At 53.8% G+C, this 12,195-nt stretch carries 11 protein-coding genes and 1 pseudogene; 8 read left to right on the top strand and 4 right to left on the bottom strand.

Going from position 1 to position 12,195, the window contains the following annotated elements; all coding sequences use genetic code 11:
- Positions 1 to 6 precede the first annotated feature (6 nt).
- A complete protein-coding gene (gene hslJ / locus PGQ95_RS06465; RefSeq protein WP_430917368.1) occupies positions 7 to 429 on the top strand; it encodes a heat shock protein HslJ in 423 nt (140 codons plus the stop codon).
- Positions 430 to 445: 16 nt separating this feature from the next.
- Here the strand turns inward: hslJ and PGQ95_RS06460 are convergent, their stop codons facing one another.
- Positions 446 to 712 (bottom strand): putative hemolysin, encoded by a 267-nt coding sequence (locus tag PGQ95_RS06460; protein ID WP_032711780.1) that lies wholly within the window; start codon positions 710 to 712, stop codon positions 446 to 448.
- A 655-nt stretch (positions 713 to 1,367) separates the two neighbouring features.
- Between PGQ95_RS06460 and nifJ the strand changes: the two genes are divergently transcribed.
- The 7 genes and pseudogenes from nifJ to ttcA all read left to right on the top strand — a co-directional run bounded on the left by nifJ (position 1,368) and on the right by ttcA (position 9,193).
- Positions 1,368 to 4,895: a pyruvate:ferredoxin (flavodoxin) oxidoreductase gene (nifJ, locus tag PGQ95_RS06455; protein WP_430917366.1), complete on the top strand. Its 3,528-nt coding sequence runs from the start codon at positions 1,368 to 1,370 to the stop codon at positions 4,893 to 4,895.
- 361 nt (positions 4,896 to 5,256) lie between these two features.
- A complete protein-coding gene (gene ompC, locus PGQ95_RS06450; RefSeq protein ID WP_087859449.1) occupies positions 5,257 to 6,399 on the top strand; it encodes a porin OmpC in 1,143 nt (380 codons plus the stop codon).
- A 144-nt stretch (positions 6,400 to 6,543) separates the two neighbouring features.
- A complete protein-coding gene (gene uspF, locus PGQ95_RS06445) occupies positions 6,544 to 6,978 on the top strand; it encodes a universal stress protein UspF (protein WP_430917364.1) in 435 nt (144 codons plus the stop codon).
- Positions 6,979 to 7,213: 235 nt separating this feature from the next.
- Complete coding sequence (locus PGQ95_RS06440) at positions 7,214 to 7,510, top strand: type II toxin-antitoxin system RelE/ParE family toxin (RefSeq protein WP_113373210.1); 297 nt, start codon at positions 7,214 to 7,216, stop codon at positions 7,508 to 7,510.
- Positions 7,511 to 7,568: 58 nt separating this feature from the next.
- Positions 7,569 to 7,904: a HigA family addiction module antitoxin gene (locus tag PGQ95_RS06435; protein ID WP_113373209.1), complete on the top strand. Its 336-nt coding sequence runs from the start codon at positions 7,569 to 7,571 to the stop codon at positions 7,902 to 7,904.
- Positions 7,905 to 7,933: 29 nt separating this feature from the next.
- Positions 7,934 to 8,209, top strand: a pseudogene (locus PGQ95_RS06430) (tyrosine-type recombinase/integrase); the annotation flags it as partial.
- Between the two features lie 48 nt (positions 8,210 to 8,257).
- Complete coding sequence (gene ttcA / locus PGQ95_RS06425) at positions 8,258 to 9,193, top strand: tRNA 2-thiocytidine(32) synthetase TtcA (protein ID WP_032711785.1); 936 nt, start codon at positions 8,258 to 8,260, stop codon at positions 9,191 to 9,193.
- 47 nt (positions 9,194 to 9,240) lie between these two features.
- Here ttcA and dbpA read toward each other — a convergent pair whose 3' ends face one another.
- From dbpA to zntB, 3 genes are all read right to left on the bottom strand, one after another.
- Positions 9,241 to 10,614: an ATP-dependent RNA helicase DbpA gene (gene dbpA, locus PGQ95_RS06420; protein WP_087859635.1), complete on the bottom strand. Its 1,374-nt coding sequence runs from the start codon at positions 10,612 to 10,614 to the stop codon at positions 9,241 to 9,243.
- A 14-nt stretch (positions 10,615 to 10,628) separates the two neighbouring features.
- Positions 10,629 to 10,820, bottom strand: coding sequence for a hypothetical protein (locus tag PGQ95_RS06415; protein WP_087859447.1), 192 nt, complete (start codon positions 10,818 to 10,820; stop codon positions 10,629 to 10,631).
- 278 nt (positions 10,821 to 11,098) lie between these two features.
- Positions 11,099 to 12,082 (bottom strand): zinc transporter ZntB, encoded by a 984-nt coding sequence (gene zntB / locus PGQ95_RS06410; protein WP_045397470.1) that lies wholly within the window; start codon positions 12,080 to 12,082, stop codon positions 11,099 to 11,101.
- Positions 12,083 to 12,195 lie beyond the last annotated feature (113 nt).

The raw sequence follows: 12,195 nt of genomic DNA, 5'->3' as shown, positions 1-12,195 counted from the left end.
GTACGAATGAATAAGTTTGCTGCACTGCTGGCGGCGGGCATGCTGCTATCGGGCTGCGTATACAACAGCAAAGTTTCTACCAACGCCGAACAACTACAACATCATCGTTTTGTGCTGACCAGCGTTAACGGCCAGGCGCTACCGGCAAGCCAGACGCCGCCGCCGGAAATTAGCTTCGGCGAAAAAATGTATGTGTCAGGCACGATGTGCAACGGCTTCAGCGGCCAGGGCAAACTGTCAGACGGCGAGCTAAAAGTTAAACAGCTGGCGATGACGCGTAAGTTGTGCGCGGATCCACAGCGGAACGCGCTGGATAATACCCTCAGCAAAATGCTGCGCGATGGCGCGCAGGTCGATCTGACGGAGAATCAGCTCACGCTGGCGACCGCCGACCAATCGCTGGTGTATAAACTCGCCGATTTAATGTAGCGAGACGCCTTGCGTACTAGTAGTTTCCGCAGCTTCCGCCCGCTAATGCCTGCTCGCTGCAGCGTTTACCATTCGGTAGCGCGCACATGCCAATAGCGCTGCCATCAAGCTGGCGGGCAACGGATAATGAACCGCCAACCATCGCGCAATTCGCCTGGCCGCTGTCGCTCATCGCCGCGCGCATGCCGGGCGGTACGTGTGCCGCGGTGGCCTGTTGCACCGGCTCGTTGCTACAAGCCGACAGTAATAACGCAGCGCACCCCACTAAAAACGCAGCTCGCATCCTCTCCCCCTTTCAGAAACATCTTAGAATAAACAAACTCAAGAATAATAGGCAGCGCAGCGCCTGCCGTCGAGAGGCGAAATACGTATTTATGCGCCTCATTAACATTTTCTAGCAAATTTTCCGCTTAAAGCTTGATCCCGGCAGGCAAAGCGCCGCACCAGCGCGGCTTTCGTCCCAGTCCGTAATATTTTCCCGACGAAAAAATCACGGTTGCAGCGACCGGGCGGCATAGTTTGCACATGATGATTGCGGTGCCGGGTGCCTCCCGGTGAATTAGCCAGTTCGAGCTAATTCGCGTGCTAATTTTCGCCAACAGGGAACTGAACTGAACGCTCCGCCGCAGAGGGGAATTCACCGCAGCAAATAAATAGCACGCGATTGCCGGTTGGCTAAAAGCTATTAAATTTAAAAATATATTTTGCTTTGTTTAAGCGATGCATCGCCGGTATCCGTCACTACCTTTTGAGCTCTCTGGTCAGCCACTTTTCTGTTTTTCCGCCAAAAAATTGATCCAAACATAGATAAGGACATTCCCAAGGACACAAATGCGAAAATGGTCGCGGCGGGCGTTTGCTAAAATATGGAAATAACAACAGGACTCGTCGCCGTTTCACGAGTCCCTTCTTTTTGCGCAATGTAAGGGTGTCTTCTTATGATTACGATTGACGGTAATGGCGCGGTCGCTTCAGTCGCGTTTCGCACGAGTGAAGTTATCGCCATCTACCCGATTACGCCCAGTTCAACGATGGCGGAGCAGGCCGACGCCTGGTCTGGCGATGGGCTGAAAAACGTCTGGGGGGACGTCCCCCGCGTGGTCGAAATGCAGTCGGAAGCCGGGGCTATCGGCGCCGTGCACGGCGCGCTGCAGACCGGCGCCCTTTCCACTTCCTTTACGTCATCGCAGGGCCTGCTGCTGATGATCCCGACGCTGTACAAGCTGGCCGGCCAGTTGATGCCTTTTGTCCTGCATGTCGCCGCCCGTACCGTCGCCACTCATGCGCTGTCAATTTTCGGCGATCATTCCGACGTGATGGCCGTGCGTCAGACCGGCTGCGCGATGCTCTGCGCCAGCAGCGTCCAGGAAGCGCAGGACTTCGCGCTGATTTCCCATATCGCCACGCTGCAAAGCCGCGTGCCGTTTATTCATTTCTTTGATGGGTTCCGCACCTCGCACGAAATCAACAAAATCGCTCCGCTGGCGGATGACACTATTCGTTCCCTGCTGCCGCAGGATAAAATCGCCGAGCATCGCCAGCGCGCCCTTAACCCGGAGCATCCGGTCATTCGCGGCACCTCCGCCAATCCGGACACTTACTTCCAGTCCCGCGAAGCAACCAACCCTTGGTACGACGCGGTATATGAGCACGTTGAAACGGCGATGAATGATTTCGCCGCCGCAACCGGTCGCCAGTACAAACCGTTCGAGTTTTACGGTCATCCGCAGGCGGAACGAGTTATTGTCATCATGGGGTCCGCTATCGGTACCTGTGAAGAGGTCGTTGATGAACTGCTGAGCCGTGGGGAAAAAGTCGGCGTGCTGAAAGTTCGCCTCTATCGCCCGTTCTCCGCCGCACATCTGCTGCAGGCCTTACCGGAAAGCGCCCGCGCGGTTGCCGTACTGGATCGCACCAAAGAACCCGGCGCGCTGGCCGAACCGCTATACCTCGATGTTATGACCGCACTGGCGGAAGCCTTCAACCGCGGCGAGCGCGAAACGCTACCGCGTACTATCGGCGGCCGTTATGGTCTCTCGTCCAAAGAGTTTGGCCCGGAATGCGTGCTGGCTATCTTCAATGAATTACAAGCCGCACAGCCCAAGCCTCGTTTTACCGTTGGCATTTACGATGATGTGACGAACCTTTCGCTGCCGCTGGGGGAAAACACGTTACCTGCGGAAGCGAAGCTGGAAGCGCTGTTTTACGGCCTCGGCAGCGACGGTAGCGTCTCGGCGACCAAAAACAATATCAAGATTATCGGCAACTCCACGCCGTGGTTCTCGCAGGGCTATTTTGTCTATGATTCGAAGAAGGCCGGCGGCCTGACCGTCTCGCACCTGCGCGTTAGCGAAAAACCGATCCGTTCGTCGTATCTGATCTCGCAGGCCGATTTCGTTGGCTGCCACCAGCTGCAATTTATCGATAAATATCAGATGGTAGAGCGGTTGAAGCCCGGCGGCATTTTCCTGCTCAATACGCCCTACAGCGCTGATGAGGTATGGTCCCGCCTGCCGCAGGAAGTACAGGCCGCGCTGAATCAAAAGCAAGCGCGCTTTTATGTGGTTAACGCGGCGAAAATCGCCCGCGAGTGCAGCCTTGGCGCGCGCATCAACACCGTTATGCAGATGGCTTTTTTCCATTTAACCCAAATCCTGCCGGGCGACAGCGCGCTGGCCGAACTGCAGGGTGCGATTGCCAAAAGTTATAGCAGTAAAGGTCAGGAGCTGGTGGAACGCAACTGGCAGGCACTGGCGCTGGCCCGCGAATCGCTGGCGGAAGTGCCGCTGCAGCCGGTTAACGCCAGCAGCCCTAATCGTCCGCCAGTGGTCTCCGATGCCGCGCCGGACTTTGTCAAAACCGTCACCGCGGCGATGCTTGCCGGTCTTGGCGATGCGCTGCCGGTCTCCGCGCTGCCGCCAGATGGTACCTGGCCCATGGGCACAACCCGTTGGGAAAAACGCAACATTGCCGAAGAGATCCCTATCTGGAAGGAGGAGCTGTGCACCCAGTGCAACCACTGCGTCGCCGCCTGTCCGCATTCGGCGATCCGCGCCAAAGTGGTCGCTCCGCAAGAAATGGAAAACGCGCCATCCAGCCTGCACTCGCTGGATGTGAAATCCCGCGATATGCGCGGGCAGAAATACGTTCTGCAGGTCGCGCCGGAAGATTGCACCGGCTGCAACCTGTGCGTTGAAGTGTGTCCGGCGAAAGATCGCCAGAATCCGGACATCAAGGCCATCAATATGATGTCGCGCCTTGAGCACGTTGAAGAAGAGAAAGTCAATTACGATTACTTCCTCAACCTGCCGGAAATCGATCGCACGAAACTTGAGCGCATTGATATTCGTACCTCGCAGCTGATTAGTCCGCTGTTTGAATACTCCGGCGCCTGCTCGGGCTGCGGCGAAACGCCGTATATCAAACTGTTGACCCAGCTGTATGGCGATCGGATGTTGATTGCCAACGCCACCGGTTGTTCGTCCATTTACGGCGGCAACCTCCCCTCAACGCCTTATACCACTGATGCTAACGGTCGCGGTCCGGCATGGGCCAACTCGTTGTTTGAAGATAACGCTGAATTCGGCCTGGGCTTCCGCTTAACCGTCGACCAACACCGCCAGCGTGTGATGCGGTTGTTGAGCGAATTTGCCGATAAACTCCCGGCTGAACTAAATACCGCGCTACATGCGCAAGCGACGCCGGAAGCGCGCCGCGAACAGGTAGCCGAGCTGCGTCAGGCGCTGACGGGCGTCGCCGGGGCCGAAGAGCTGCTCATCGATGCGGATGCGTTAGTCGAGAAGTCGGTCTGGCTTATCGGCGGTGATGGCTGGGCCTATGATATTGGCTTTGGCGGCCTTGACCACGTGCTGAGCCTGACGGAAAACGTCAATATCCTGGTACTCGATACCCAGTGTTACTCCAACACCGGCGGGCAGGCATCGAAGGCGACGCCGCTCGGCGCGGTCACCAAATTTGGCGAGCACGGCAAACGTAAGGCACGCAAAGATCTCGGCGTGAGCATGATGATGTACGGTCATGTCTATGTGGCGCAGATTTCGCTCGGCGCGCAGCTTAACCAAACGGTGAAAGCCATTCAGGAAGCGGAAGCCTATCCGGGTCCTTCGTTGATTATCGCCTATAGCCCGTGCGAGGAGCACGGTTACGACCTGGCGCTAAGCCACGACCAGATGCGTCAGCTAACGGCCACCGGCTTCTGGCCGCTGTATCGCTTCGACCCGCGCCGCGCCGATGAAGGCAAGCTGCCGCTGGCGCTGGACTCACGCCCGCCATCAGACGCGCTGGCTGAGACGCTGCTTAACGAGCAACGCTTCCGCCGCCTTAACGCCCAGCAGCCGGAAGTGGCCGAGCAGTTGTGGAAAGACGCGGCCGCCGATCTACAAAAACGCTATGACTTCCTGGCCCAGTTGGCAGGTAAAGCGGAGAAACCGACAACCGAAAGCTAAACCGGCTGACGGAAATCTGGCGCTATAAAAAAAGCCCGAATAGTAAATCTATTCGGGCTTGTCATTTTCCGACAAATTAATCATTCAATATGAATGAGACGGCAATAATATAAATTCTCAATGACAATAAAGGCATATAACGCAGCCAGAATACGATATTCAACCTATATTGTATAATTTTTATTTTATATATATCAAGCTCAAACATTCACGCTAGAAATTATCATTACTGTATATTTATTTGCTTTAGAATTTACTTATATTGTAACAATTGATACTTATCATATCAGAATGCGCTCCTTTAGCATGACCATACTTCCACCCAGGAAGTTAAAACAAAAAAAGTTAAAGGAATATCCAAATGAAAAGAAAAGTACTGGCATTGGTTATCCCGGCATTATTGGCTGCCGGCGCTGCTCACGCGGCAGAAATTTATAATAAAGATGGCAACAAATTAGATCTCTACGGCAAGGTAGACGGTTTACATTATTTCTCCAGCGACTCCAGTAAAGACGGCGATCAGACCTACCTGCGCTTCGGCTTTAAAGGTGAAACGCAAATTAACGATATGCTCACCGGCTATGGTCAGTGGGAATACAACGTTCAGGCTAACAACACCGAAAGCTCTGGCGATCAGGCGTGGACTCGTCTGGCGTTCGCCGGGATCAAAGCGGGCGACTACGGTTCATTCGACTATGGCCGTAACTACGGCGTCCTGTACGACGTAGAAGCCTGGACCGATATGCTGCCAGAGTTCGGCGGCGACTCTTATACCCAGTCCGACAACTTTATGACCGGCCGCGCCAACGGTGTCGCAACTTACCGTAACAGCGATTTCTTCGGCCTGGTTAACGGCCTGAACTTCGCGCTCCAGTATCAGGGTAAAAACGAAAACCAAGCCAGCCATGAATTTAATTCTTCCGCCAGCCAGGAAGGAACCGCTAACGGCGATGGCCGCAGCGTGAAAAACTCCAACGGCGACGGTTTCGGTATCTCCTCTACCTATGATTTAGGTATGGGCGTCAGCCTCGGCGCGGCCTACAGTTCTTCTGACCGCACCAACGAACAGACCCATCAGTCTACCGCGGGCGGCGATAAAGCCGATGCCTGGACCGCAGGCGTGAAATATGATGCGAACAACATCTATCTGGCGACCATGTATTCAGAAACCCGTAACATGACGCCGTACGGCAATCAGAACGGCACCATTGCTAATAAAACGCAGAACTTTGAAGTAACCGCACAGTATCAGTTCGATTTCGGCCTGCGTCCGGCAATTTCCTACCTGCAATCCAAAGGTAAAGATCTGGTTTACAAAGGTCAGTATGCCGATCAAGATCTGGTTAAATATATGGATGTCGGCGCGACCTATTACTTCAACCGTAATATGTCCACCTACGTTGATTACAAAATCAACCTGCTCGACGGCAATGACGACTTCTATAAAGACAACGGTATTTCTACCGACAATATCGTAGCACTGGGTCTGGTATATCAGTTCTAATGCTTGCGCCCGCCGTGAACGGCGGGCGCTTCACTTAAACCAACAATAAATTGCCAGTTGTCGTACCAATTTGTGATTCACGCTATAGTAGAACCTCAATCCTGATGGCATACTGTTTTGGTGGTTATTAAAACAGGAGGTTTTATGAGTAGAATGATTCTGGTACCCATCGATATTTCTGATAAAGAATTTACTCAACGTGTGATCCGCCACGTTGAATCCGAAGCACGCGTCGATGACGCGCAGGTGCATTTCCTCACCGTTATCCCTTCGCTACCCTACTACGCCTCTCTGGGTATGGCCTATACCGCTGAACTACCGACTATGGATGAACTGCGCGCCGAATCGGAAGCACAGTTGCGTGAGCTGGCAAAAGGCTTCGCCATTCCGGAAGACAGAATGCATTTCCATGTTGCCGAGGGCTCGCCAAAAGATAAGATTCTGGCGCTGGCTAAATCGCTGCCCGCTGACCTGGTCATTATCGCCTCGCATCGCCCGGACATCACCACTTATCTGCTCGGCTCTAACGCCGCGGCGGTGGTGCGCCATGCCGAGTGCTCGGTGCTGGTCGTCAGGTAATCGCAAGCCCGCCGCCCGGCGGGCTTTACGCATTCTACCTCTCGAGTGACATATTCAGTATGTCGGAGGTGCATGGTTCTTTTGCAGGAATACCTACAACCCCACCAGCAAACGCACCCTCACAATAAGTGTTCTGCTTTTCAACCTGTAATCTGAAGAAGATTAAAACGCACTTGCGCACTGTGCGTGAGTGCATTACAATATCCACATAAAGGATCAGGGAGGCTTAAATGGAATGCAGAATCACATAGGTAGCTTCCGTGATGTATGGTTGGAAGAATTTTTTTTACACTCGGCGCCACATAAAAAAGTTCCTCCAGACATACATACCACGCTAGCCCGCAAGCTCGATATCATCAATGCTGCCACTACCTATCTGGATTTACGATCGCCACCTGGCAATAGATATGAAGAGCTAAACGGCAAATTGGAAGGTTATTCGTCAATCAGAATTAACCAGCAGTACCGCTTAATATTTAAGTGGGTGGATGGTAAAGCGGAAGACCTTTACCTGGATCCACACAAGTACTAAATAAGGATGCCAGTTGCAGCTGGCTCCTTTTGAAACTCAAAAACCTCAAGGGAATACTATGAAACAGGCAACCAGAAAACCAACTACCGTAGGTGACATCCTGCTGTATGAATACCTGGAGCCGCTAGATTTGAAAATCAACCAACTTGCGGAAATGATACATGTGCATCGTAATAGTGTAAGTGCATTAGTTAACAATAACCGCAAACTCACTACTGATATGGCATTTCGCTTGTCTAAAGCCTTCGATACCACCGTTGATTTCTGGCTTAACCTTCAGGCGGCGGTGGATTTGTGGGAGGTTGAAAATGACACCCGCGCGCAGGAAGAATTTAGCCGCATTGTTCCCGTCTCCAAATTTATCGCCAGCAAAGCTGATAAGAAAGTCGCCTGATTCCACGCGAGCCCGCTTAATTGCGGGCAGTTCATAATGGCGAGCAAAAACCGCACTACTCAAACAACAGTCCAGGAAGCCGTTGGCAGTCTGCAGTAAAACGCGCTGGTATTCGCCGCAAGAATCCGTACCATACGCGGCATACTTTCGCTTGCTGGCTCCTGTCGGCTGGCGCTAACCCGTCTTTTATAGCCAATCAGATGGGGCATGAAAACACGCAGATGGTGTACGAAGTTTACAGTACATGGATTGAAGAGATGAACGGCGACCAGGTTTCAATGCTGAAATCCCGGCTTGGGCTTTAAATCATTTTGCCCTCTATATGCCCCTTTTAGTTTCAGAGAACGTTAATAATGCAAGATAATCAGCAAGTTACAAAGAAAGAAAAATACAACATCGACAAACTGCAGAAACGTCTGCGCCGCAATGTCGGTGAGGCGATCGCCGACTTCAACATGATTGAAGATGGCGACCGCATTATGGTCTGTCTTTCCGGCGGCAAAGACAGCTATACCATGCTGGAAATTCTGCGCAGTCTGCAGAAAAGCGCGCCTATTTCTTTCTCGCTGGTGGCCGTTAACCTCGATCAGAAACAGCCGGGCTTCCCGGAACACATTTTGCCGGCCTATCTGGAACAGCTGGGCGTTGAGTACAAGATCGTCGAAGAGAACACTTACGGCATCGTTAAAGAGAAAATCCCGGAAGGCAAAACCACTTGCTCACTGTGTTCTCGTCTGCGTCGCGGCATTCTCTACCGTACGGCGACCGAACTGGGCGCAACCAAAATCGCGCTCGGCCATCACCGCGACGATATTCTGCAGACGCTGTTCCTCAACATGTTCTACGGCGGCAAAATGAAAGGTATGCCGCCGAAACTGATGAGCGATGACGGCAAACATATCGTTATCCGCCCGCTGGCCTACTGTCGCGAAAAAGATATCGAACGCTTCTCGCAGGCCAAAGGCTTCCCGATTATTCCTTGTAACCTGTGCGGCTCCCAGCCTAACCTGCAGCGTCAGGTGATCGCCGATATGCTGCGCGATTGGGATAAACGCTATCCTGGCCGTATCGAAACCATGTTTAGCGCAATGCAGAACGTGGTGCCGTCGCACCTGAGCGACGTCAATCTGTTTGATTTTAAATCCATCACACACGGTTCTGCGGTAGTTGACGGCGGCGATCTGGCCTTTGACCGCGAAGAGATTCCGCTGCAGCCTGCGGGCTGGCAGCCGGAAGAAGAAGACGCTCAGTTAGATGAACTGCGTCTGAATGTGGTTGAAGTAAAATAATACGCAACGCGTCTCCGGCAACCGCCGGAGACCGTCACTTGCCGCCCTTACTTCAGCAAACGTACGCGGCAGGACTTGCCTTTGATCTTGCCGTTTTGCAGCTGCTTATAGGCCTTTTGCGCCACGCCCTGACGAATAGCGACATAAACATGCGCGGGATGAACGTTGATCTTACCGATATCGGCGCCATCAAACCCCATATCGCCAGTTAACGCCCCCAGCACATCGCCCGGACGCATTTTCGCCTTCTTACCGCCATCAATACACAGGGTCGCCATCTCCGCCTGCAGCGGCGCAATATTATTACCCGCCGGCGCGTTAACCCAGTTGAGTTTGATCTGCAGCATTTCAGCAAGAATGTTAGCGCGCTGCGCCTCTTCCGGCGCGCAGAAACTAATCGCCAGGCCGCTTTCACCTGCGCGAGCGGTTCGCCCGATACGGTGAACGTGAACTTCAGGATCCCACGCCAGTTCAAAGTTAACCACCAGCTCCAGCGATTTGATATCCAGGCCGCGCGCCGCAACGTCGGTCGCCACCAGTACGCGCGCGCTACCGTTGGCAAAACGCACCAACGTCTGATCGCGGTCACGCTGCTCCAGGTCGCCATGCAGCGACAGCGCGCTCTGGCCGGCAGCATTCAACGCATCGCATACCGCCTGACAGTCGCGCTTAGTATTACAAAATACCACGCAGGAAGCCGGCTGATGCTGGCTGAGCAATTTTTGCAGCAGCTTGATTTTACCGCTTTGCGAAACGTCGAAGAACTGCTGTTCAATAGACGGCAGCGCATCAACGCTATCGATTTCAATCGTCTGCGGATCCCGCTGCACCCGGCCGCTGATGGCGGCGATAGCTTCCGGCCAGGTCGCGGAGAACAGTAATGTCTGGCGCGAAGCTGGCGCATAACGAATCACTTCATCAATAGCATCGCTGAAGCCCATATCGAGCATACGATCGGCTTCATCCATAACCAGCGTCTGCAGCGCATCCAGCGATACGGTCCCCTTCTGCAGGTGGTCAAGCAGGCGGCCAGGCGTGGCGACAATAATATGCGGCGCGTGCTGTAAGGAATCGCGCTGGGCTCCGAAAGGCTGGCCGCCGCAGAGGGTTAATACTTTAATATTTGGCAAAAAGCGCGCCAGGCGACGCAGTTCGCCAGCGACCTGATCCGCCAGTTCGCGGGTCGGGCACAGCACCAGTGATTGGGTCTGGAACAGACCGGCGTCAACGTGCTGTAGCAATCCCAGACCAAAGGCCGCCGTTTTACCGCTGCCGGTTTTCGCCTGTACGCGCACATCCTTCCCGGCCAGGATAGCCGGCAATGCGGCGGCCTGCACCGGCGTCATCGCGTGGTATCCCAGTTCGTTAAGGTTGTTCAGTTGAGCTTCGGGCAAAAGGTTCAGTGTTGAAAAAGCGGTCACAATGTTTTCTCGCATTAAAGGGCGGACAATCTGCAGGCGCGTATCCTCGCAGATCTCCGCTCTTGATGCGACAATTTAATCGGATCATCGTCCGGCGGCGGGTCGGGAAGCGGGTGCGGACGGGGCCGCGGATCGGGTACGGGCACCGGGTCGTTGGGCTCAGGGCCGATGGGTATCGACTGCAAGGAAAGCGCCAGGTTACGCATAGTTTATCCCCTCTCTTTACAGGACTATTCTTTAAGCGTAGAAGTTAGCTGGCAGAGGGCAAAAAAAAAGCCGACTCAATGAAGTCGGCGTCGTACGAATCAATTGTGCTATGCAGTAATTCAAAAAAGGAAGTAAGACAATATGGAGCGCAACGCCCATCGCTTGACGTTGCATTCACCTGCGAGAGAGATATTGCCCTGAATGGGTAGATGGTTTATTGATTTCGCTCAAATATTGCCGGGGTTTCAGCGGCAAAATCGCCTGAAAAGACAATTTCTTACAACCATTTACTACGATGTAACCACCAGGTAACACCACCGATTAGAACGACTAACATTACGCAAAATATCGAAAAACCAAGATGCCAGCTGTTACCCGGGATACCGCCAAGGTTGACGCCAAACAGCCCGGTCAGGAAGGTGCTGGGCAAAAAAACCATCGCCATCAACGACATCGTGTAAGTCCGTCGCGACAGCGACTCCTGCATAATCTGCGCGATTTCATCGCTCATGATTGCCGTACGGGCAATACAGCTGTCAATCTCATCAAGACCGCGGCCAAGGCGGTCGGCAATATCCTGCATCCGGCGACGGTGATCGTCACTCATCCACGGCAAGCGCTCACTGGCAAGACGGGCGTAGACATCGCGCTGGGGAGCCATATAGCGGCGCATCACGATGAGCTGCTTACGCAGCAGCGCCAGAAATCCGCGCGGCGGCACCTGCTGGTCGAGCAGGTCATCTTCAAGGTCGATAATCCGGTCATGCAGCTGTTCGATAAACTCGCTGGCGTGATCGGTCAACGCATCGCAGATTTCCACCAGCCAGCTGCCGCAATCCGTCGGCCCGTTGCCCTCCTGCAGATCGCCCAGCACGTCATCCAGCGCCAGCACCTTGCGCTGACGGGTAGAGACAATCAGCCGCTCGTCCATATACAGACGCATCGCCACCAGTTGATCGGGGCGTTCATCGGTGCTGCCGTTGATACAACGCAAGGTAATCAGCGCGCCATCGCCGATGCGCGTCACCCGCGGACGAGTGCTTTCCCCGGCCAGCGCGTCACGAACGTTATTCGGCAACAGCGGCGTGGCGGCTAACCAGTCGGCGCTGTCGGTATGGGTATAATTGAGATGTAGCCAGCAGGGATTACTCTTATCGATATTATCGTTATCAGCCAGCGGCTTTACGCCGCCCTGCCCGTCGAGCACCCATGCAAAGATGGCGTCCGGCACTTTCAGCTCCGAGCCCTTAATCGCGTCCACTGAACCTCCATTAATGCATGCCTGTAAAAAGCGTGAATAATCCATAAGGTACGCTATTCGGCTGAATTTCGCCTCCCGCAATCGTCGCAATCGCCTAACAAATACGCAGCATA

It is taken from the genome of Klebsiella sp. 141240, from assembly GCF_050600805.1.
Taxonomy (GTDB): Bacteria; Pseudomonadota; Gammaproteobacteria; order Enterobacterales; family Enterobacteriaceae; genus Klebsiella; species Klebsiella aerogenes.
This window is presented reverse-complemented; position numbering and strand designations above follow the sequence as displayed.

Coding starts and splice junctions, on each gene's coding strand:
- PGQ95_RS06440 (WP_113373210.1), top strand. CDS start 7,214: ATGCAGAATCACATAGGTAGCTTCCGTGATGTATGGTTGGAAGAATTT.
- ompC (WP_087859449.1), top strand. CDS start 5,257: ATGAAAAGAAAAGTACTGGCATTGGTTATCCCGGCATTATTGGCTGCC.
- uspF (WP_430917364.1), top strand. CDS start 6,544: ATGAGTAGAATGATTCTGGTACCCATCGATATTTCTGATAAAGAATTT.
- PGQ95_RS06460 (WP_032711780.1), bottom strand. CDS start 712: ATGCGAGCTGCGTTTTTAGTGGGGTGCGCTGCGTTATTACTGTCGGCT.
- PGQ95_RS06415 (WP_087859447.1), bottom strand. CDS start 10,820: ATGCGTAACCTGGCGCTTTCCTTGCAGTCGATACCCATCGGCCCTGAG.
- PGQ95_RS06435 (WP_113373209.1), top strand. CDS start 7,569: ATGAAACAGGCAACCAGAAAACCAACTACCGTAGGTGACATCCTGCTG.
- ttcA (WP_032711785.1), top strand. CDS start 8,258: ATGCAAGATAATCAGCAAGTTACAAAGAAAGAAAAATACAACATCGAC.
- hslJ (WP_430917368.1), top strand. CDS start 7: ATGAATAAGTTTGCTGCACTGCTGGCGGCGGGCATGCTGCTATCGGGC.
- nifJ (WP_430917366.1), top strand. CDS start 1,368: ATGATTACGATTGACGGTAATGGCGCGGTCGCTTCAGTCGCGTTTCGC.